Origin of the sequence: Catellatospora tritici (assembly GCF_019083965.1) — a bacterium.
Lineage (GTDB): Bacteria > Actinomycetota > Actinomycetes > Mycobacteriales > Micromonosporaceae > Catellatospora > Catellatospora tritici.
In genome coordinates, this window is sequence record NZ_JAHRCY010000017.1 from 54,781 (window position 1) to 77,035 (window position 22,255).

The 22,255-nt window shown below is 71.5% G+C and carries 13 protein-coding genes and 1 pseudogene; 8 read left to right on the plus strand and 6 right to left on the minus strand.

Annotated features, from left to right (window positions below; all coding sequences use genetic code 11):
• The first annotated feature begins 48 nt into the window (after positions 1-48).
• From KUA19_RS30705 to KUA19_RS30720, 4 genes are all read left to right on the plus strand, one after another.
• Positions 49-1,542, plus strand: a complete 1,494-nt coding sequence (locus KUA19_RS30705) for a peptidase M16 family protein (RefSeq protein WP_217401565.1) — start codon at positions 49-51, stop codon at positions 1,540-1,542.
• Positions 1,543-1,716: 174 nt separating this feature from the next.
• Positions 1,717-6,255, plus strand: coding sequence for an ExeM/NucH family extracellular endonuclease (locus KUA19_RS30710; RefSeq protein WP_308167742.1), 4,539 nt, complete (start codon positions 1,717-1,719; stop codon positions 6,253-6,255).
• A gap of 216 nt (positions 6,256-6,471) precedes the next feature.
• Positions 6,472-7,353, plus strand: coding sequence for a hypothetical protein (locus tag KUA19_RS30715; RefSeq protein WP_217401566.1), 882 nt, complete (start codon positions 6,472-6,474; stop codon positions 7,351-7,353).
• 203 nt (positions 7,354-7,556) lie between these two features.
• The gene (locus tag KUA19_RS30720) at positions 7,557-8,234 is read left to right on the plus strand and encodes a hypothetical protein (RefSeq protein ID WP_217401567.1); all 678 of its coding nucleotides are present in this window, start codon (positions 7,557-7,559) and stop codon (positions 8,232-8,234) included.
• 5 nt (positions 8,235-8,239) lie between these two features.
• Here the strand turns inward: KUA19_RS30720 and KUA19_RS30725 are convergent, their stop codons facing one another.
• The 6 genes from KUA19_RS30725 to KUA19_RS30750 all read right to left on the minus strand — a co-directional run bounded on the left by KUA19_RS30725 (position 8,240) and on the right by KUA19_RS30750 (position 17,523).
• The gene (locus KUA19_RS30725) at positions 8,240-10,474 is read right to left on the minus strand and encodes a transglutaminase TgpA family protein (RefSeq protein ID WP_308167743.1); all 2,235 of its coding nucleotides are present in this window, start codon (positions 10,472-10,474) and stop codon (positions 8,240-8,242) included.
• Entirely contained in the window at positions 10,468-11,658 is a 1,191-nt protein-coding gene (locus KUA19_RS30730; protein ID WP_217401568.1) for a DUF58 domain-containing protein, read from the minus strand. Before KUA19_RS30730 ends, KUA19_RS30725 begins: the two co-directional genes overlap by 7 nt.
• A complete protein-coding gene (locus tag KUA19_RS30735; protein WP_217401569.1) occupies positions 11,658-12,680 on the minus strand; it encodes an AAA family ATPase in 1,023 nt (340 codons plus the stop codon). The genes KUA19_RS30730 and KUA19_RS30735 overlap by 1 nt, the downstream gene beginning before the upstream one ends.
• Before the next feature lie 52 nt (positions 12,681-12,732).
• On the minus strand, positions 12,733-15,312 hold the full coding sequence (locus KUA19_RS30740; RefSeq protein WP_308167745.1) for a fibronectin type III domain-containing protein: 2,580 nt from the start codon (positions 15,310-15,312) through the stop codon (positions 12,733-12,735).
• 185 nt (positions 15,313-15,497) lie between these two features.
• Positions 15,498-17,192: a tetratricopeptide repeat protein gene (locus KUA19_RS30745; protein WP_217401573.1), complete on the minus strand. Its 1,695-nt coding sequence runs from the start codon at positions 17,190-17,192 to the stop codon at positions 15,498-15,500.
• 61 nt (positions 17,193-17,253) lie between these two features.
• Complete coding sequence (locus tag KUA19_RS30750) at positions 17,254-17,523, minus strand: Smr/MutS family protein (protein ID WP_217401575.1); 270 nt, start codon at positions 17,521-17,523, stop codon at positions 17,254-17,256.
• A 194-nt stretch (positions 17,524-17,717) separates the two neighbouring features.
• Between KUA19_RS30750 and KUA19_RS30755 the strand changes: the two are divergent.
• From KUA19_RS30755 to KUA19_RS30770, 4 genes and pseudogenes are all read left to right on the plus strand, one after another.
• Positions 17,718-19,007: pseudogene (locus KUA19_RS30755) on the plus strand (M14 family metallopeptidase); the annotation flags it as partial.
• A gap of 210 nt (positions 19,008-19,217) precedes the next feature.
• Positions 19,218-19,634 carry a helix-turn-helix domain-containing protein gene (locus tag KUA19_RS30760; RefSeq protein ID WP_217401579.1) on the plus strand — a complete coding sequence of 139 codons (417 nt, stop codon included), beginning with the start codon at positions 19,218-19,220 and terminating at the stop codon, positions 19,632-19,634.
• Between the two features lie 132 nt (positions 19,635-19,766).
• Positions 19,767-21,227: an APC family permease gene (locus tag KUA19_RS30765; RefSeq protein WP_217401581.1), complete on the plus strand. Its 1,461-nt coding sequence runs from the start codon at positions 19,767-19,769 to the stop codon at positions 21,225-21,227.
• Entirely contained in the window at positions 21,224-22,228 is a 1,005-nt protein-coding gene (locus KUA19_RS30770; protein WP_217401583.1) for an acetamidase/formamidase family protein, read from the plus strand. Before KUA19_RS30765 ends, KUA19_RS30770 begins: the two co-directional genes overlap by 4 nt.
• The last annotated feature ends 27 nt before the right edge of the window (positions 22,229-22,255 follow it).

Consider the following 22,255-nt stretch of genomic DNA (forward strand, 5'->3'; position numbering starts at 1 on the left):
CACTTTCCCCGAAACCGCCGCATTGCGACCTCGGTCTAGGCTCGCGGCATGCAGGCGGGTGAGGTCGACGGGGTTGCCGTCACGTGGCACGACTATCCGGGTGACGTACAGGCGTCGCTGGTGTTCGGGGTGGGTGCGCGTGACGAGGACGTCGACCTGATCGGCCTGAACCACCTGGTGCAGCTGCTGGTGCTGGAGTCGGTCAGCACCGAGGCCGACCAGCGGACCGGCGTGGTGGAGACCTCCTTCACCGCGTCGGGAAGCGCGGCGGAGGTGGCCGAACATCTCGCCGAGTGCTGCGCGGCGCTGGCCGAACTGGCGCGCGACCCCCTCGACGACCTCGAGGAGACCGCCGCGCAGGCCGACGCGTCCGACCGCGTCATCTCCCTCGACCTCGACCTGGACGACCCGTGCCGGGACCCGTGGGGGTCGCTGCTGGCCCGCCGGCTGGGCGCGGCCGGGGCCGGGGTGCTGCGCTGGCCGCCGATCGACTACACCGACTTCACCCCCGATGAGGTACGCGCCCACGTGGCCCGCTACTTCACCGGCGCCAACGTGGCCCTCGCGCTGACCCGGGCGCCGTGGCCGGGACTGCGGCTGCCGCTGCCGCCCGGCGACAGCCCCGCCCGACCCGACCTGGTGCCGGTCCGATCCGGCGGCTGGTACGAGGATGAGGTGGCCGCGCCCGGCATCGCCGTCACCGCGCACGCCGGTTCGGCCGCGCACCTGGTGTTCGCGCTGCTGCACCGCCGGTCGGACGAGGCGCTGGACGCGGCCGGGCTCGACTGTGTGGTCGCGCCCTGGTACACGCCGGTCGGCGCGACCACGGTGCAGCTCGGCCTGGGCCTGCAGTTCTCGGGCAAGCGGGGTCGTGACGCGGCGATGGCGGCGCGGATCCTGTGGGAGCAGTTGCGGGCGCTGGCCGACCGGCCGGTGTCGCAGGCCGACCTGGACTGGGCGGTGAGCTGGCATACCGGCGAGGGGTCGGAGATGCCCGAGGCGGTGCGCCGCTTCCTGGACCAGCAGGGTGCCACCGAGGCGGTGCGCGACGCGATGCGGCTGGACCGGGTGGCCGGTGCGGCTCAGGCCGGGCTGCTGGGCGTGTCCGACAGCCCCGCCCCGGCCGAGCTGGCCGCCGCGGCGGAGCTGACCCCCGCCGACGTACGGGCGGCGGTGGCGTCGTGGCTGCACACGGCGCTGGTGGTGGTGCCGGTCGGCACCCGGGCGGAGCTTGGGCTGGCGCGGATCGACTGTCCGATGAGTTCGTACGTGCCGCAGGGGAAGGTGCTGCGACCGTCGCTGCTGCGCAAGTTCGGGCGGGGTGACGAGCGGCTGGTGCTGGCGATGGACGGGATCCACCACGTACGCGGGGACGGTTCGGTGCACACTTTCCCCGCCAACGACGCGATGGTGGTGGAACAGGGCAAGCAGGTGTTTCTGGGCAACATTCGGCACGGCTGCCTGGTGGATGTGTCGCATCTGGCCGAGGCGTGGGCGCTGGGCGAGGGTCTGCCGCCGCGGCGGTGGCGCCGGACGGGCTGAGCATCCACCGGCGACCAGGAGCAGGCAGAACCGAAGTGGATTCGCCGGGTGAAGTTGCCGTCGGCTGACCGAGCCGTTGCGGTTGTGCGAACCATCGGCCCTCGCCCTTGTGACGGCCTGCGTTGACACCATACGGTGACTACCATCCCCGTCCCTGCGCAGAGAGGTACCCCTGTGCGTCTCCACATCCGACGCAACCTCGCCCGTCTCGCCGTCGCGTTACTGGTGATACCGGGCGCGGCAGCGTTGACCGCGTCCAGCGCCGCCGCCGACACCAGTTCCGGCAACATCGTCGTGGTCCGGGTCGGTGATGGGGCCGCGGCGTTGAGCAGTGTGGCCGCACCGGTCTTCCTCGACGAGTACACGCCCGCGGGTGCGCTGGTGCGCACGATCACGCTGCCGACCTCGGTCTCGGGCAGCAACCGCCGCTTCACCATGGCGGGCAGCGCGACCTCCGAGGGCGCGCTCGCCCTCTCGGCCGACGGCCGCTATCTGACGCTGGGCGGATACGACGCCGACCCCGGCCTCGCCGGTGTGGCCACGAGCAGCACGGCGACGGTGGCGCGGGTGGCCGCGCGGGTCGACGGCGCGGGCGCGGTCGACACCACCACGGCGATCACCGACGCCTTCAGCGGCGCCAACATCCGCGGTGTCGTCTCCGACGACGGCTCGCGGGTCTGGGCCGTCGGCTCCTCCGGCGGTGTGCGCCTGGCCACCGTCGGCGCGGGCACGACGACGCAGATCAACAGCGTCGCGCCGACGAACCTGCGGGCCGTCGCCATCGCCGACGGCCGGCTCTACGTCTCCACCGGCAGCGCCCCGACCGGCGTCTACGCCGTCGGCTCAGGGTTGCCGACGACCGGCGGGCAGACCCCGTCGCTGGTCACCGCCGTGCCCAGCCCGTACGCCATCCTCGCGCTGGACCGCGACCCCGGGGTGCCGGGTGTCGACACGCTCTACGTAGCGGACGACTCCGCCAGCCCCAACGGCGGGATCGCGAAGTACTCGTTCAACGGGTCGGCGTGGACCGCGCGCGGCAACTTCCGCCCGAGCGGCAGCGGCGCCCGGGGCATCACGGGTTCGGTCACCGGTGCCACGGCGACGCTGTTCGCCACGACGAACGCCGGATCGGCGCAGCTGGTGAAGGTGGAGGACACGGCCGCCTACGACGCGCCGATCAGCGCCACGGCCGTCGTGCTGCAGACCGCGGCCACGAACACCGCCCTGCGTGGCGTCGCCTTCGCCCCGGCCGGCGGCTCGGTGCCGACGACTCCGGCGATCACGACGCAGCCGCAGGACATGACCATCAGCTCCGGTGCCACGGCGACGCTGACCGCCGCCGCGACCGGCACCGGCCCGCTGAACTACCAGTGGTACGCGGGCACCTCCGGGGACACGTCGACGCCGGTCGGCACCGGAGCGTCGTACACCACCCCGGCCCTGAGCAGCACCGCCACCTACTGGGTGCGCGTCACCGGCCCGGGTGGACAGGTCGACAGCGTGACCGCGACCGTCACCGTCAACCCGGTCACCCCGGCGTGCACCGGCGCCGTCACGGCGATCGGCGTGGTGCAGGGCACCGGCGATGTCAGTCCGCTGGCCGGGCAGACCGTCACGGTCCGCGGCACCGTCGTCGGCGACAGCGAGGGCCCGAGCCCGGCGCTGCGCGGCTTCTACCTCCAGGACTCCGGCGACGGCGATACCGCCACCTCGGACGGTGTCTTCGTCTTCGACAACGGCGCCAACCTCGTCAGCCTCGGCGACGTGGTCGAGGTGACCGGCCCGGTCTCGGAGTTCCAGGGCCAGACCCAGCTCACCGGCACCGCGACGACGGTGGTCTCCTGCGGCACGCAGGGCACCGTCGCCCCGACCGACGTCACGCTGCCCCGCGCGAGCGCCACCGACCTGGAACCCTACGAGGGCATGCTGGTGCGGTTCCACCAGACGCTGAGCGTCACCGAGCACTTCCAGCTCGGCCGGTTCGGGCAGGTCGTGGTCTCGTCGGGTGGTCGGCTGCGCCAGCCGACGGCCGACATCCGGGCCACCGACACCGCCGCCGTCGCGGCGGCCCAGCTGGCCAACAACCTCAACCGCCTGATCATCGACGATGCCGACCAGGCGCAGAACCCCGACCCGATCGTCTTCGGCCGGGGCGGCCAGCCCCTCTCGGCGAGCAACACGCTGCGCGGCGGCGACACGGTCACCGATCCGGTCGGGGTGCTGACCTACACGTGGGCGGGCAACTCGGCCAGCGGTAACGCGTACCGGCTGCGCCCGCTCGGCGCGCTCGGCGGCACCGCCTCCTTCCAGGCGGGCAACCCGAGGCCGTCCGCGCCGCCCGCGGTCGGCGGCTCGCTCAAGGTGGCCAGCGCGAACCTGCTGAACTTCTTCAACACCTACACCGGCTGTCACCTCGGCACGCTCGGCGCGGTGACCGACTGCCGGGGCGCCACCAGCGACACCGAGTACCAGCGGCAGCTGGCCAAGGAGGTCGCGTCGCTGCGCTTCCTCGACGCCGACGTCATCGGCTACATGGAGATGGAGAACGACGGCTACGGCCCGGACAGCGCGCTGCAGGCGCTGGTGAACGCGCTGAACGCCGCCGACGGCCCCGGAACCTGGGCCTTCGTGAACGCTGACGCGGCCACCGGCAGCACCGACGTCGCCGGTACCGACGCGATCAAGGCGGGCCTGCTCTACCGCACCGCGGCGGTGACCCCGGTCGCCGGTGCCACGTTCGTCGACGTCAACCCGATCTTCGAGCGGCGCCCGGTGGCGCAGACGTTCCAGACCCCGGCCGGGGCGCGGTTCACCGTCATCGCCAACCACCTCAAGTCGAAGGGCTCCTGCCCGACCTCGGGTCCGGACACCGACCAGGGCGACGGCCAGAGCTGCTGGAACGCCCACCGCACCGAGCAGGCCAACGAGCTCGCGAGCTGGATCTCCACCACGGTCGTGCCGGGCGCGGGCGACCCGGACGTGCTGATCGTCGGTGACCTCAACTCGTACGCGGGCGAGGACCCGATCGCCGCTCTCGAGGCGGCCGGGTTCACGAACCTGGTCAAGGCCTTCCACGGCGACGACGCCTACTCGTACGCCTTCGACGGCCAGTGGGGCTACCTGGACTACGTGCTGGCCAGCGGCCCGGCCGTCGGGCAGGTCACGGGTGCCGGGGACGTGCACCACAACGCCGACGAGCCGTCGGTGCTGGACTACAACACCGATTTCAAGACCGCCGGGCAGATCGCGTCGCTCTACGCGCCCGACCGGTTCCGGACCAGCGACCACGACCCGGTGGTGGTCGGCCTCGACCTCGGCGTCGCGCCCACGGTCACCGGCACCCCGCCGGCGGGCACGGTCGGCGAGCCGTACGGCTTCGCCTTCACCGTGACCGGCTCGGGCCCGGTGGCGGCGAGCGTCACGGCGGGCAGCCTGCCGCCGGGCGTGGCCCTCACGGCGGACGGCCAGCTCAGCGGGGCTCCGGCCAGCGCGGGTGACTTCGCCTTCACGGTGCAGGTGGCCAGCGCGTTCGGGCAGGCCGAGCTGCCTGCCTCGATCCACGTCGGTCCGGGTACCAGTGCCACGGTGCTCGGCGCGCAGCCGAACCCGGTCACGACCGGCGCTGCGCTCACCCTGACCGCGACCGTCACCGCGGCCGTTCCGGCCACCGGCACGGTCACCTTCCGCGAAGGCGCCACCCCGATCGGCACGGCTGCGCTCAGCGGTGGCACGGCGACGCTGGTCACCTCGGTGCTGCCGGGCGGCGACCACGCGATCACGGCCGAGTACTCGGGCAGCGCGGATCTGCTCGGATCGCAGTCGGGCCCGCTCGCGGTGGCTGTGGTCGACCCGGTGACGCTCGACGGCGTGCTGCCGGGCGGCACGGTCGGGTCGGCCTACTCGGCGTCGGTCTCGGCCGGCGGCGGTGGCCCGATCACCTTCGCGCTGAGCGATGGGGCGTTGCCGCCCGGTCTGTCGCTGTCCGCGTCGGGTGTCGTCTCCGGTACGCCGACCGTCGGCGGTGGTTACACCTTCACCGTCACCGCCACCAACCCGGTCAGCACGGTGGCCCGGGACTACACGGTCACCGTGGCCGCCGCGGCGACCACGACGGCGGTCACCTCCTCGGCCAGCCCGTCGGTGCTCGGCGCGCCGGTGACCTTCACGGCGACGGTGGCCGGCCCGGCCGGGACCACCCCGACCGGGTTCGTGCAGTTCCGCGTTGACGGGGCTGCGGTCGGCGGTCCGGTCGCGCTGTCCGGTGGTACGGCCACCAGCAGCCCGATCGCCAGCTTGGCGGTGGGGCAGCACCAGGTCACCGCCCAGTACCTCGGTGGTGCGTCCTACCTGGCCAGCGCCGGTACGGCCACGCAGCTCGTCCGGTACGCGGTCCGGGTGATCACTCCGGCGGCGGGTGGCGCGGTGCGGGCCGGTTCGGTGGTGCCCGTCACGTTCCAGCTCACCGACGTGTCGGGGGCACCGATCCCGCTGCTGGAGTCGGCCTGCCTGCTGCTGGCCGGCCGGGTGAAGGTGTCGGCCTCGGGGGCGCAGTCGCTGTCGGCGACGACGCCCGTGTTCGAACCGATCACGCGTACCTTCGCTGTCCTGTGGCCGACCGCCAAGCGTCCGACGGGTCCGGTGACGATCACGGTCACCGTGACCTACCCGGGCGCCCCGGCGCAGCAGGTGGCCACGACGATCACGCTGACCTGACCGTCCGCGTGAGCTGCTGAGGTTTAGCAGTTTCGGGGAAAGTGCGGGAATCTTGGCCTTGATTCGAGCACTTTCCCCGAAACTGCAGACTGTTCACCGGGCCGGGCGCCGTTACGGCGCCCGGCCCGGTCGTGTTCGGGGTGGGGGCTCGGGGGCGGGGGTCAGGGGGCGGGCACGTGGATAGAATCGACCGCTGACCAATGTGGAGGAGAGCAGATGGCGCGCGGCAATGGTCGGTCTGGATGTGGCTGTCTGCTGCTGTTCCTGGTGGCGCCGATCCTGGTGAGCCTGTTCGTCTCCATCCCGGGCATGATCCTCGCCTCGCCCGCGATCGTGGCGTTCCTGCTGGTGCGCAAGCCGGACCAGATCGCGGCGTATCCGTCGTGGTGGATCGGGGTGGCGCTGGCGCCGGTCGTGGCATACCTGGTGGTCCGGATCGCCGCCCGCCGTAAGGCTCATCCCGGCCAGCGCATCCACCTGATCCGGGCGGGCATCCTCACCGCGCTGTGCACGGCCGCGGCGCTGACTGCCCTGTTCCTGGACGAGAAGTACCTGCCTGCGGCGGTGACCACCGCTGCGCCGTCGGCCACCGACGAGGAGCGGCTGAAGTCGCTGGTCTTCGCGCTGCCGATGGTCGGCCCGCTGGCCGCCGCGCTGGTGGCGCTGCTGTTCTACGCGGTGCTGCGGCTGCTCGACCGCAAGGTGCCCGACCGGCGGCCGGTCGTGTACCGGCCCCAGGGCTCGCACGTCTCCGTCGAGCTTGATCCGCAGCCGCAGGAGATCTGGTGGGGCGAGGTGGAGTTCCGGGAGGGAGACGGGTCGAAGGATCGCCCGTTCGTGGTGCTGCGGACATACCCGGAGTATCTGGAGGTTCTGCAGATCACGTCGCAGGACAAGTCCCACCGCGACGACCACATGTGGTTCTGGTCGGAGAGCGACGACGTGTACTCGGCCGGGCCCGGCTATCTGGAGCTGCGGGTCCGGCGCCTGGACCGGATCGACCTGCGCCGCCAGGACTCCGGCTACTGCCCGGACGAGATCTGGAACCAGGTCCGCCATCTGCGCGAAGGCCAGGCGCCCCGCTCCCGTACCTCCTGACGAATGCGGTGCGGTTTCGGGGAAAGTGCATGAATCTTGGCGACTATTCGTACACTTTCCCGGAAACTGCGGCAAACCCACGCGCGTGCGAGGCGATCGCCCGCACGGGCTGGGACCTAGTGGCTGGTGGTGCCCGGTGGCCCGGCTCCGCGCGGTCGTCGGCGTGGTCTAGAGTCGCCGAGTCGTCTTCGGGGAGGATCATGATGGCGGACGTGGATGCCACGGGCGTAAGGCGCCGGCGCACCCTGCGAGTGCTGCTGGCGGCCGGTGCGGCGGTGCTGGCAGGCGGGGTCGCGGTGGCCGTGCTGGCCGCCGGTGGCGCGGGTTCGGGTGCCGCGCCCGGCGCGGTGGACGCGCCGCTATGGTCGGCGCCCACCTCGGCGCAGCCTTCCGCCGTCCCTTCGGCGGACGGCTCCGGCACGCCGTCCGCGCCGCCCTCGCCGAGCGTCAGACTCGTGCCCAGCCCCACCGCACCCAGCCCGGCGGGGGCGCCGAAGCCGACCGCCAAGGCGCCGTCACCAGCGGCGCCGAAGCCGAAGCTGACCGTGACGTCGTTGACCGTCACGTCGCACATCGACGCCACCACCTACACGGCGACGGTGCGGGTGCAGCTGAGCGGATCCGGCACGGGTGAGCTGCACCTGACGGTCTACTACCCGTCGAACCGGGCCTACGAGTCCGACATCGTCCTCAAGAAGTACCAGATCACCGGGCCCGGCACGATCGTCAAGACGATCACCCTGCCGACGAAGACCGTCTGCGCCCAGTACGACCCGGACAACTATCAGCGTGGCTACTACGTGGACCTCAACGGCCAGGTGTTGTATCCGCTGCAGGGCTCGAAGGACTCGAAGGTCGAGTGCGTCAAGCCCGCGGGCTGACAGCGTCAACGGCGGCGGTGCCAGCGCAGCGGGCCGGGGTGCAGGGTCCACAGCAGGCGCCGCCACCACGACCGGCGGGCCTTGAGCTCGTCGATGTAGGCCAGCGCCCCGCTGCGGGCCTTCTCGGCCTCCGCGTCGTCGGAGGTGCCGGGCCCGAACACGGCGGTGTTGACCGTACCGGCGACCTCGTCGAGTGCGGGTGCCCGCAGCCGGACCGTGTGCTTGCCCCGGACCAGCGCGGCCGCGTCGGCGGCGTGCGCGGCGGTCTCGGCGGCGCTCAGGTGCCCGCCCGCCGGGTGCCCGGCCAGCCGTAGCGCGTCGCCGACCTCCAGCCACGCCCCGGCGATCCGCTCACCGGGGGTGCCCTCGTCCAGGCGTCGGCGGCGGAGCGCGGCCCGTGCCAGCAGCACGAACACGATGAAGCCGACCAGCAGCACCAGCAGCAGTCCGCCGCCGCCCGCCCCGGCGATGAGCGCGACGGGCACGCCCGCCGCCTGTCCGGTGGGGCTGGGTCCGGCTTCGGTGGCGGTCGGCTGGTTCGTGTCGTACGTCGGGACCGGCTCGGGGGACTGCGGCGGCGGCGACGAGGTCTCCGGCAGCGGCTTGAACTCGTTCTCCAGCGGCTTGACGTCCTGGTCGGGCTGCGGCAGCGGGTGGAACGGGATCCAGCCGAGGTCGGTGAAGTACACCTCGGGCCAGGCCAGCGCGTCCCCGGCGGTCAGCGCGCGCTGCCCCGCGTGGGCCTCGAAGCCGACCACGACCCGGCTGGGCAGGTTCAGCAGCCGGGCCAGCACCGCGAACGTGGCGGCGAACTGCTCGGAGGTGCCGCGACGACCGCCGCCGTTGGGTGGCCCGAACAGGAAGAAGTCCAGGTTGGGGTAGGCGTGGCCGCTGGGCGCCTGCGAGTCGAGCTGGTAGTGGTCGGACAGGAACTGTTCGATCGCCAGCGCCCGCTGGTAGGGGGCGCCGTTGTCGGCGCCGAGCTGCTGCGCCAGCCGGATGAGGTGGTCGGGGACGCCGGGGCCCAGGGCCAGGTAGCGAGCCATCTGCGACCCGGTGGGGACTTCGGCGCCGGGCAGCAGGTTCACGTCCGGTTCGGCCTGCTGCGACACCACGGTGTACGTGGTGCCGGGGGTGAGCCCGGCCGGGAACAGCAGGGTGCCGGTGAGCTGGTCGTAGGAGACGCGTACGCCGTCGACGCGGCGGGCGGTGGCCGCGGCGGGCAGCAGTTTGCCGGTGAGCCCGGACACGATGATGGTCTGGCTTACCGCCTGCGCGCCCTGGCCGGGCTGGCTGGATTGGGGCGGTGGCGGCAGGGTGCGTCCGGCGGGCCGGTAGGTGGCCCCGACGCGCCAGGTGACACCGTCGTAGTCGGACAGCACGGCCAGCCGGATGCGGGCGTCGTGGTCGGTCTGCACGTCGAGCAGTTGCTGCTGGGGCTGCAGTGCCCAGCCGGACAGCCGGATCAGCGGGTTCTCGTCGAGGGCGTCGAGGTCGGGCGGGTCGATGAGTGAGCGCGGGTCCAGCGGTGCGGTGGTGACCCGCTGTGCGACCGGCTGTTCCAGCGCGGCGGTCAGCCCGATGATCAGCAGCAGCCCGACGGCGCCGGCCAGGGCCGTACGCAGGCGCAGGGCGCGGCGGGTGGCGGCGTCGACGCCGGTGTCGGGGGTGCGCACCCGGCCGGTGAAGACCAGGGCCGCCACGGCCAGGCCCGCGAACGCGAGCACCGGCCAGGTCAGGCGCTTGGCCGACGGTCCGACCAGCCACAGCGCCCCGGCGAACAGCAGCACCGGCGGGGCGAGGCCGATCAGGGTGCGGCGGGTGCGGGTGGCCAGTTCGGTGGCGGCCAACCCGGCCAGCCAGGTGACCACGATGGGTACGGCGACGGTGTCGGGTTGCGGTTCGACCGGCAGCAGTACGGCGATCAGGCGTGGAATCCCGTCGCGCAGCGCGTCGGCGGCCAGCTGGGTCAGCGGCCCGTCGACCCCGGCCCGCTGCGCGGACAGGTGGAGCGCGTAGGCGAGGTAGCCGCCCAGTGCGAGCACCGACAGCGGTGCGACCAGCCAGGCTCGCAGCCGGGTGCAGGCGACGCTGACCAGCACCGAGCCGGCGGCGGCGCCGGCGACGAGCTGTGTGAACAGGGTGCCGGAGTAGATGCGTCCGGCGACGGCGCCGCTGAGCACCAGCATGGCCAGGATCAGCAGCGGCAGGGTCAGCGCCCGCAGCGCTCGGATCACCACCGGGTCACTCCATCCCAGACGGCGGCGAAGTCCTCGCCGTCGTGTGCGCGCAGCAGCAGCACTCCGGCGGCCTGCGGTTCCTCCAGGACGCGGGGGCCGAGCAGGCCGACCGCGACCGACGGGAACGGGCCGCGCAGGCCGCTGACCAGGCCCAGGTCGGCGGCGCCGCCGAGGCCGGTGAGGTAGATCAGGGTGTCGCCGGGGCGGTGCTGGCGCAGCCGCCGGGTGGCGTCGAGCAGCCGGGTGTCCTCGCCGTCCGGGGCGGGTGCGGGTTCGGCTTCGGCGAGCACGTCCAGCAGGGCGCGGGCGGCGCCGCGGATCCGGCCGCCGCCCGCGGCGGCGCCGCTGGCCAGTTGCAGGGTGATGGGGAGGTCTTCGCGGGTGGCGGCGGCGACGATGGAGGCGGCGGCCTCGCAGGCGGCCTCGAACGCCTCCGACACGGGTCCGACGCGGTCGGGCCAGGAGTCGGCGCGGTCGTCGAGCAGCACGACGAGCTGCGGCAGGCTGGTGTCGAGGTGTTCGCGGACCATCAGTTCGCCGACCTTGGCGCTGGTGCGCCAGTGGACGTGGCGCAGCTCGTCGCCGATGACGTATTCGCGGAGGGTGTCGAAGGTGATGGCGCCGTGCGGGACGCGGTCGAGGCGGCCGTCGAGGCTGCGGGAGATGCCCGCGGGCACGGCGCGGATGGGGTGGGTGCGGGGGTAGACCCAGATGCGGCTGGTGCCGCCGTGGCTGCGGGTGGCGGTGATGAGGCCGAGGGGGTCGCGGCGTACCACCTGCAGGGGTCCGACCTCGACGATGCCGCGCCGGTCGGTGGGCACGGGGTAGCTGATGTCGGTGTCGCGGCCGGGGCGCAGGCGTAGCAGTGGCACGGGCACGGTGCGGGCGGGCTGGTCGGCGCGGCCGCAGCGGTCGTGGGCGATGAGTGTGGCGGCGCCCAGGCGGCTGGTGTTGCGTACGGTCAGGGTGACGGTGCTGCTCTCGCCTCGGGCGACCCGGTCGGGTTCGACCGAGCGGGTCACCGACAGGCGTGGCCGCAGCGCGGCGTGTCCGAGGGCGTAGCCGAGCGCGGCGAGTGCCGTGGAGCCGAGCACGGCGAGGTCGGGGTAGCCGAACCGGTACCCCGCCCCGAGCAGTGCCGCACCGCCGATTCCGAGACCGGCCCCCCGCAGTGTGATGCGCATCAGGCGGGCCGTGCTCCGACCGGCCGGGTGGGCTCATGGGTTGGCCCGGTCTGGCCCGGCAGTGGCACCGGCACCGCTTCGACGGCGTCGCGCAGCACCTCGTGGGCGGTGACGCCGCGCAGCTGCGCGTCGGGGGTGAGCAGGATGCGGTGGGCGAACACCGGTTCCAGCAGCACCTTGACGTCCTCGGGCAGGACGTGGCCGCGGCCTTCGGTGAGCGCGTACGCGCTGGCGGCGCGGGTGAGCGCGATGACGCCGCGGGGGCTGACTCCGACGCGCACGTGCTTGTGTTCGCGGGTGGCCGCGGCCAGCCGGACGGCGTAGGTGTAGAGGGGGTCGGCGATGTGGACCCGGTTGGCCAGGGAGATCGCCTCGCCGATGGTGGTGACGTCGGTGACGGGGGTGATCGCTTCGGGGGAGCGCAGCGCGGCGCCGCGCAGCACCTCGATCTCGACGGCCTCGTCGGGGTAGCCGACCGACAGTTTCATCAGGAAGCGGTCGAGCTGGGCCTCGGGCAGCCGGTAGGTGCCGTCCATCTCGACGGGGTTCTGGGTGGCCACGACGAGGAAGGGCCGGGGGACGGCGTGGCGTACGCCGTCGACGGTGACGTATCGCTCCTCCATGACCTCCAGCAGCGCCGACTGGGTCTTGGGCGAGGCCCGGTTGATCTCGTCGGCGATGACGATGTTGGCGAAGATCGGGCCGGGGTGGAACTCGAACCCGCGGTTGGCCTGGTTGAAGATCGTGACGCCGCTGACGTCGGAGGGCAGCAGGTCCGGCGTGAACTGGATGCGCCGCCAGGCGCCCTGCACGGACGCGGCGATGGCGCGGGCCAGGGTGGTCTTGCCCACCCCGGGCACGTCCTCGAGCAGGACGTGCCCCTGGGCGAACATGGCGACCAGCCCCAGCCGCACCACCTCGGGCTTGCCGAGCACGACGGTGCTGATCGCGCCACTGAGCTTGGCGGTCAGATCGGCGAAGGCGCGCACCTGCGCCGGGGTGAGCGGCTGGGGCTGGTTCACGTACTGCGTCCTTTGTGCTCGGTCAGGGTGTGCTCGGTCGGCGGGTGTTCGGTCAGCACTGGGGGAGAAGATCATAGTTGTTGCTGGTGTTGCCCGAACTTTCCAGGTTCACGAAGGCGAACGGCAGGTAGTTGGTGCTGGTGACCTTAATCCACTTGTCGCTCTTCTTGTTGCCGTTGTTGCCGGCCGCGTTGAGGGTGGCCGACCGGTTCTGCGAGTTGGTGGTCACCCCGCCCTGGTACCAGCAGATCGGCGTGACCGAGGTGTTGTTGCTGTAGTACTTGTTCATCGCGCAGCAGCCGTTGTCCTGGGCCAGCACCCCGGAGCCGTTCGGCTTGTACGCCCACACACCGTCGGAGCAGCCGCTGCACTTCGCCCACGCGGCCAGGTCCGGGGTCTGGGGCCCCTGCGCGGCGGTGGTGGCGTTGCCCGCGTCGTTGCTGATGGTGACCGTCCAGGTGTAGGTGTTGCCCGGCCACAGTCCGCTGACGGTGTAGCCGCCGGAGCCGGTGTTGCAGCCGATGCCGCGGTTGCTGCCGTTGAGGGTCAGGGTGCAGGTGGCGCTGCCGCCGCCGTCGTCGTAGGCGAAGTGCACGACCATGGAGTTGTAGCCGATGTTGCTGGTGCTGGGGTTGGACACGGTCGGCGCGGTGATGGTCTTGGCGCTGGTGGTGTCCTTGGCGCCGGTGCCCGCCTCGTTGACCGCGGCGACCTCGACCGTGACGACCTCGCCGTCGCCGAAACCGCTGAGGTTGACGTTGGTGCCGGTGACGGTCTGCGTCTTGCCGCCCGCGGTGACCTTGTATCCCTCGATCGGGCGGCCGTTCTCGGCCGGGACGCCCCAGGTGACGTGGATGGTGCCCTTGGCGGTGCCGACGGTGCTGGCCGACAGCGACTTGACCTGGCCGGGTTTGTTGAACGGCACCACGGTGTCGCTCTGCGGGGACGGCTGCGATCCGGCGCCCTTGTCGTTGACGGCCACCACGGTGAACGCGTACTGCGTGCCGTAGTCGAGTTCGCCGTCGGCGATGGTGAGCTTGACCGCGCCGGTGGTGGTGCCGATGGCGACCGACGAGCCGCCGGAGACCGCGGTGACCTCGTACCGGGTGATCTTGCGGCCCTGGCCGTTGGCGGCGGGCCAGCTCAGGTCGACCGTGCCGTCGTTCTGCGCCTTGGCGGTGACGGCGGTCGGGGCGTCGGGCACCTCACCGGTCGGCATGACCGCGTTGCTGCGCCGGTCCGGGCCCGCGCCCTTGCCGTTGACCGCGTGCACGCTGAACGTGTACGTCTGCCCGTTGACCAGGCCGGTCGCGACGTAGGTGCGCTGGTTCGCGCCGACGGTGACGGGCGTGGCCAGACCCGGCCACGAGATCACGTACTTGGTGATCTTCGAACCGTTCTCGGGGGCCTTGCCCCAGCTCAGCCGGACCTGCTTGTCACCGGCCGCGGCCGTGACGTTGCGCGGCGAACCGGGCTTGCCGACCGCGGGCTTGACCGGCGGCGGCGCCACCGGCGCGGGCGGCGGCTCGGCGCCCAGCACGTCGCGGGCGAACTTCTCCACCACCTTGATCTGGTTGTGCTCGTCCACCACCCGCGCGGTCGAGGAGCCGGGCGCGTTGATGAACAGGTGGTTCTCGCGCACCTCCAGCTCCAGCTTGCCGCCCGGGTTCTTGAAGGTGATCGTGTCGACCGGGTTGCCGTTGCCGTCCAGCACGTACACGGCGCCGGCGAGGTCGTCGGCGACGTAGAACCGGCCCGCCCACGGCACCGCCGCGCTCAACCGGTCGCCGGTGCCCGGCACGGTGAACTCACGCACCTGGTCACCGCTGATGACGTAGACGTGGCGCCCCTCGCCGACGGTCACCGGGATGTCCGGGCCGGTGGCGCTGCCCGGCACGATGCCGCCGGTCGCCTGGTCGACGGTCACCTTGTGCAGGTCCTCCGCGCCGCGCAGCGTGGTCAGCGTGCCGGTGGTCTGGTCCAGCACCGCCACCCCGTTGTCCAGCACCGACAGCGCCAGGTCGTGCGAGGGGGACGCGACGGCCTCGGTACGCACCAGCGACGGGCTGCCGCCACCGGCGCCCCCGGCCCCGGCCGTCCCGAGCGACTTCGCGGGCGTGATCGCCGACACGGTGCCCTGACTCGGCACCGCGATCCACAACCGACCCTCACCGTCGAAGACCCCACCGGTGATGCCCGGCGGGTAGTGCAGCTCCTCGCCGATCGGCTGCAGCGTCGCCGGGTCGAGCTGGCTCACCACGCCCTGCACCGGGTCGATGATGAACGCGTAAGACCCCTGCAGTGCGATGGTCACCCCCAGCCCCTGCTGCGACTCCTGCGCCGCCGTGATCTGCAGCGTGGCCGGGTCGATGGCGCTGATGCGCCCGGTCGACTCGTCGCGCACGATCAGGTAGCGGTCGGACTGGTTGACCTGCACGAAGTGGCCCTGCGAGGCGGTCAGCGCCTGCGAGCGGGTGTCCACCTTGCCGGTCAGGCCGTTGACGCGGGCGAGTTCGCCCTTGGTCAGGCTCCACAGCCACGCGCTGGCGTCGTAATTGGCCGACACCTGGTCGTTGGCGCTCAGCCCGAACCAGGTCAGCCCCATCGCTGCCACGAGTGCGAGCACCGTCACGATGGTGACGATGCCGCCCTTGGTCCGTGCTTTACGTGTGATTGCGCCTGGTGACAGATCCGCCATGGATCGGCCCCTCCCCCTAGAGCGCAGGGCACTGGAGACCCCGCAAAAATGGCGTTCCTCCGTGAAGCCGTCGTCATCCTAGGCGCTCTATGTGACAGGCGAAAGTTCGGTAGGGCTGGTCAACTGCTCGCGGACGGCGTGACCGTACGATTTGTACACTTGAGTGCCGAGCGCAGGAGGTCCTTGCCGGAGTAGATGGTCATCACCGCGAAGCAGTAGTCGAACTTCGGGTTGAGGCCGTCGAAGGTGAACTCGGTCACCCCGTTCTGCGGTGACGCCCAGCGTTGCGGCTCCTCGCCGGGGCGGCCGACCAGGATCCACTGTGCCGCGACACCGTTGGACGGGTCGGACCAGCTCAGCGTGATCTTGTCGCCGTGCTCGGTGAGGAACAGGTCGGTGGCGGCGCCGCGCACGTCGGCGGGCGGCGGGTCGTCCTGCTGCGGGAGCACCACCATCACCAGGGTCACGGCCGCGGCGAGGATCGCCACGACGGCGGCGGTGATGGCCGCGATCACCGGACCGCGGCCGCGCGGGGCGGGCGGCGCGGGCACGGGGCCGGTGGGGGAGACCACCACGGGTACGGGCAGTGCCGCCGGTTGCTGCAGCACATGGCGTACGGGTGTGTCCGGCGGTGCCAGCACCGGGATGCCCGCGGGCAGCTGCGGGACAGCGGTGTCCGGGACCGGCGCGGGTTGCGTGGCCCGCACCGGGAAGGGCTGCGCCGGTGCGGGCTGCGTGGCCGGTGCCGGGAACGGCCGCTCCGGCGCGGTCGGCTGGTGGCGCGTCTGCGGCTGGGGCTGGGCCTCGGGCGGCGCGGGCAGGCGCTGCGCGGGCACGGCCGGGGCGCCCGCCGACGCGTCGGCCGTCGGGGCGGTACCGCCCGGTCGGTTGAGGTGCGGCAGGTCCAGTTCGGGCAGTGGTTGCAGCAGCCGGGCGGACGGCGCGGCGTCCTGCTGCGGCGCGACCGGGTGGTGGATCGGCGCGGGCAGCTGCTGCGACGGCGCGGGCAGCTGCGATGGCGCGGCCTGCTGCGTCGGCGCGGGCAGTTGTGGTGGCGTGGCCTGCTGCGACGGCGTGGCCTGCTGTGATGGCGCGGGCAGCGGCGCAACCGGCGTGAACCGCTGCGCCAGGGTGGGTCGCTGGGGTTCGGGGCGGCGCTCCTCGGCGGGTAGCGGCGGCCACGGCGGCGGCGCGGCGGGACCGCTGGTCGCGGGCTGCGGTGCGGCGGGCCCGCCGGGCAGGGAGTGCGGCTCGACCGGCGTCGCGGGCAGCGGCTCGACCGGCTGCGGCGTCACCGGCAGCGGTGCGACCGGCTGTGGTGTGATGGCCTGCGGTGCGACGGCTTGGGGCCGGTCGGGGACGGTGGGCGCGGCGGCGGCCGCGTCGGTCGCGCCGGGGCCGAGCCAGGCCTGTGCGGCCGCGATGCGCTGCGGGTCGAACCCGGCGTCGGCGCCGTACGACGCGACGCGGGCGTAGTGGCGGCGGGCTTCGTGCCGGTTGCCGAGCTCGTCGGCGATCTCGGCGAGGTCGTACGACATCGCCAGCAGCATCGGGTGGTCGTCGCCGTGCCGGTGTGCCCCGGCGTAGAGCGCGTTCTCCAGCACCCGGCGGGCGGCGGACAGGTCGCCGGACTGTCGGTGCAGGCCCGCCAGCAGGTGGCCGGTGACCAGCACCTCGGGGTGGTCCTCGCCCGCGCTCATGGTGGCGGCGTCCAGTGCCTGCTCCAGCAGGGCACGGGCGCTGCTCAGGTCCCCGCGGTCGCGGCGGGCGAGCGCTTCGGCGCGGATGTCGGACAGCGAAGTGGGCGACGGCACGCGCCCCATGCTGCCGTACGCCCGCCGCCGACGCCACCCCGCAAGATCGCGCCGGGGCAGGCTATTTGCGGCCGGGTTTGGTGTGTTTGAAATGCACGAACAGGCGGCCGAAGTTCTTGGAGTCCTTCTCCACCCGGTGGTACATGGCCTTGATCTCCTTCTGCTCCAGGAAGCGCAGCACGGTCTTCTTGAGCGCGCCGGAGCCCTTGCCCGGGATGATCTCGATCATGGGGGCCTTCTTGGCCACCGCCTCGTGCATGATGTCGTTCAGGGCGCGCTCGATGTCGCGCCCCTTGTTGAAGATGTCGTGCAGGTCCAGTACGAGCTTCACCGCGCTGAGCCTACCTGCCGCATGCCGCGGTTGTCGGCCGGTATTCCCGTTTGCTGACGTTCCGCCGGGTGTATCGCCGCAGGTATCGCCGCAGCTCACCGGGATGGTGATCATTCTTAACAATCGACATATTGAAATGACCATGTTTCTGGTGGTCTGCTGTGAGCCTCCTCAACCCCCTATGGGAGGCATTCATGCGACGACGGTTGACCGTCCTCGTATCCGCAGCCGCGCTGCTCGGCTCACTGGTCCTGACCGGACCGGCCGAGGGCGCCCCGTTCACCGCGGAGCCGATCAGCAGCTCCGCGCAGTATGTCGTCAACGGTCCCAAGACCCTGGCCGACCGCGACGCCGTCGCCCGTACCGGTGCCGCGATCGACGCCGTCGTCGACGGCAAGATCGAGATCACGGCCACCGCGGCCGAGGTCAAGGCCATCAAGGCGCTGGGCTTCACCCTCACCTCGCTGGCGGCGCAGCCCGCTGGGCCGGATGCGCAGGCCCAGGCGTTCCCGTCGGCCGACTCCAATTACCACGACTACGCCGAGATGACCTCCGAGATCAACTCGCTGGTCGCGGCGCACCCCTCGATCATGTCGAAGTCGACCATCGGCAACTCGTACCAGGGCCGGGCGATGCCGGTGATCAAGATCTCCGACAACGTCGCCACCGACGAGAACGAGGTCGAGATCCTGATCAACGCGCACCAGCACGCGCGTGAGCACCTGACCGTCGAGATGGCGCTGTACGTGCTGCACCTGTTCGCCGACAACTACGGCACCGACACCCGGATCACCAACATCGTCAACAGCCGTGAGATCTGGATCGTGCCGGACATGAACCCCGACGGCGGCGAGTACGACATCGCCACCGGCTCCTACCGGTCGTGGCGCAAGAACCGCCAGCCCAACAGCGGTTCGAGCTACGTCGGCACCGACCTCAACCGCAACTGGTCCTACCAGTGGGGCTGCTGCGGCGGTTCCAGCGGTTCCACGTCGAGCGAGACCTACCGCGGCCCGTCGGCGTTCTCCGCGCCGGAGACGACGAACCTGCGCAACTTCGTCAACAGCCGGGTGATCGGCGGGGTGCAGCAGATCAAGGCCAACATCGACTTCCACACGTACTCGCAGCTGGTGCTGTGGCCGTTCGGCTACACCACGGCCAACAACCCCAGCGGCATGACGGCCGACCAGTACAACACGTTCGCCACGCTGGGTCAGCAGATGGCGGCGACCAACGGGTACACCCCGGAGCAGTCCAGCGACCTCTACATCGCCGACGGCACCTCGATCGACTGGATGTGGGGCCAGCACAAGATCTGGGCGTACACCTTCGAGATGTACCCGGGTTCGTCCAGCGGTGGCGGCTTCTACCCGCCCGACGAGGTCATCCCGGCGCAGACCAGCCGCAACCGCGAGGCGGTGCTGATGCTGGCCGAGGCGGCCGACTGCCCGTACAAGGTGATCAACAAGCAGGCGCAGTACTGCTCGTGAGCCGCGCGGTCGAAACCGTGCTGGTCATCCGGCGGTAACCTGCCATTAAGAAGATCAGGGCATCTGGTTCGTCCAGGTGCCCTGATCTTTGTTTCTCGGTCGCCTTGGCCGTGGTCCGGTGGATGTTGTTTACTGTGTGACGATTCTCGGATTGATCACGTGGGGCCCGAGCTGTCTGGTATGGACATGGCCTTGGAGGATGCAGTGACCCAGACCTCCGCCCGCGTGGAGACCCTCTCCGCGGCGCGCGACTTCGCCGACCAGTTGCGCTGGTGGCGCGGTGTGCGCGGGCTGTCGCAGGGCAAGCTGGCGCAGGCGATGCCGCACAGCGAGGCGATGATCGCCAAGGTCGAGTCGGGTGAGCGGTGGCCGACGGAGGATCTGGCGCGCCGCTGCGACGAGGTGCTGCAGACCGGTGGGGTGTTGGCGGTGCTGTGGCCGAGCGTCCGGGCCGAGCAGCAGGCCAGTGACGGGCGGCGGCGCAGGCGCAAGGACGCCGATGGACTTCCGTCGGCCGACGCGCGGCAGTTGCTGGCCATGGTGTTGGCCGACGCCTCCGCGGCGCAAACTCATCCGTTCGTACGTGATGCCTTGGCCGCTTTGGATGCCACGGACAACTAGCCGGTACGGCTAGTTGTCCGGATCGGAGATCTACCCGACCAGCCAGACGTACTTGCAAATGGGATCGCAGGCGTGCGCGCCGCGCCACACTACGTCGAACTTCAGACACAACCGATTCCAGGAGGCACTGCCATGTCTGTCCTGACGCCCCAGGCGGAGGGCTCGCCGACGGCGACCACGCCGGTCGGCGATCCGGATCTCAGCAAGTTCGGGTACACCCCGCAGCTGCGCCGGACGCTGAGCTTCACTGACCTGCTGTTCTATGGCCTCATCTACATGGTGCCGATCGCCCCGTTCGCCATCTTCGGTGGGGTGTTCCAGGCCTCCGCGGGCATGGTCGGTCTCGCCTACATCATCGGCATGGCCCTGATGATCTTCACGGCCGCCTCGTACGCGCAGATGGTCAAGGCCTTCCCGATCGCCGGCTCGGTGTACAACTACGCCGGTCGCGGCATCGGCGCCCCCGCGGGCTTCTTCGCGGGCTGGGCGATCCTGCTCGACTACATCCTCGTGCCGGGTCTGCTCTACCTGGTCGCCTCGATCACCATGAACGGTGTGCTGCCCGACATCCCGTCGTGGGTGTGGCTGCTGGTCTTCGTGGGAATCAACACGATCATCAACTTCTTCGGCATCCGGCTGACCGCCGTCGCGATCAACCTGCTGCTGGTCGGCGAGCTGATCGTGCTCGGCATCTTCCTGGTCGTCGGCATCACCGCCATCGCGCAGGGCAAGGCCAACGGCAACTGGACCGACGCGTTCTTCAACAGCGACAACTTCAGTTGGGCCGTCATCTTCGGGGCGGTCTCGGTGGCCGCGCTGAGCTTCCTGGGCTTCGACGGCATCTCGATGCTGGCCGAGGAGAACAAGGGCGGCTCGCGGCAGGTCGGCCGGGCCATGTCGGCGGTGCTGGTGCTGGCGGGCCTGCTGTTCGTGGCGCAGACCTGGGTGGCGTCGCTGTTCGTGGCCGACCCGGCCGGTCTGATCGCCAACGGCGACCCGGCGGGCTCGGCGTTCTACGACGCGGCGGCCGTGGCCGGCGGCGGCTGGCTGGCCAAGGTGTGCCTGATCGCGACCGCGATCGCGTGGGGTCTGCCGGACTCGATGGTGGCCCAGACCGCGATGTCGCGCCTGCTGTTCGCCATGGCCCGGGACCGGCAGCTGCCGGGCTTCCTGTCGAAGGTGTCGCCCAAGCACGCCTCGCCGACCGGCGCCGTGCTCACCACCGCCGCGATCTCGCTGGCGGTCGGCGGCGTCGGCCTGTACTACCTCAACGACGGCAGCCTCGTCTGGCTCACCAACGTGATCAACTTCGGTGCGATGGTCGCCTGGGTCGTGCTGCACATCTCGGTGATCTGGCACTACGTGGTCCGCAACGGCAGCCGCAACTACCTCGCCCACCTGGTCATGCCGATCATCGGCATCGCGTTCCTCGGCGTGGTCATCAAGTACATGAAGGTCTACACCCTCACGTTCGGGTTCCTCTGGCTGCTCGCCGGCCTGCTCATCCTGGTGATCATGTACCTGGCCGGGCGCCGCCCGCGCCTGTCCGGTCTCGGGGGCGAGCCGGTCGAGTCGGTGGACGCCGCCGCGTGAGCGAGTTCTACGAGTTCAACCCGACCCCGGAGCAGTACGCCTACACCTTCGGCCCGAACAAGCCGCTGGCGAAGGTCCGCCCCGGGGACGTGCTGAAGATCCGCACCGAGGACTGCTTCGGCGGCCTGGTGCGGGGCTTCGGCGACCTTCCCTCGCAGGTGTGCACGTTCCCGTACCTCAACCCGGTCACCGGGCCGTTCTACGTGGAGGGGGCGCAGCCGGGCGACACGCTCGCGCTGCACTTCGCCTCCATCACCCCGGCCCGCGACTGGGCGGTGTCGAGCACGTTCCCGCACTTCGGGGCGCTGACGGCGACGTCGCACACGGCGATGCTGCACCCGCCCCTGGAGGAGCGGGTGTGGGTGTACGAGATCGACAAGGCCGCCGGGATCGTGCGCTACTCGGCGCGCAACTCCGACTTCACCGTGGACCTGCCGCTGGACCCGATGCACGGGACCGTCGGCGTGGCCCCGGGGGCGTTCGAGTCCCGGATGACGATCACGCCCGACGCCCACGGCGGCAACATGGACACCCCGGAACTGCGGGCCGGGACGACCGTGTACTTCGGTGTGAACGTCGAGGGCGCGCTGTTCGGCGTCGGTGACGGTCACGCCCGGCAGGGTCAGGGCGAGGTCTCCGGGGTCGCGGTCGAGGCCGCGATGGAGACGGTCGTCGCGGTCGAGCTGATCAAGAACGTGGCCACGCCGTGGCCGCGGATCGAGTCCGACACGCACCTGATCTCGACCGGGTCGGCGCGGCCGCTGGAGGACGCGTACCGCATCAGCCAGCACGACCTGGTGACCTGGGTGTCGGAGCTGACCGGCCTGGACCTGCTGGACTCGCTCCAACTGGTCACCCAGGCCGGGGAGGCCCCGGTCGGCAACGTGGTGGACACCAACTACACGATGGTCGCCAAGCTGGCCAAGCAATACCTCGGGCGGACCAGCGTGTACGACGGCGTGCACGCGCGGCTGAAGGCGCTGGGCGCCGGGTACCGCTGACACTTCACCGTGGTGGGGGGGGGGGGG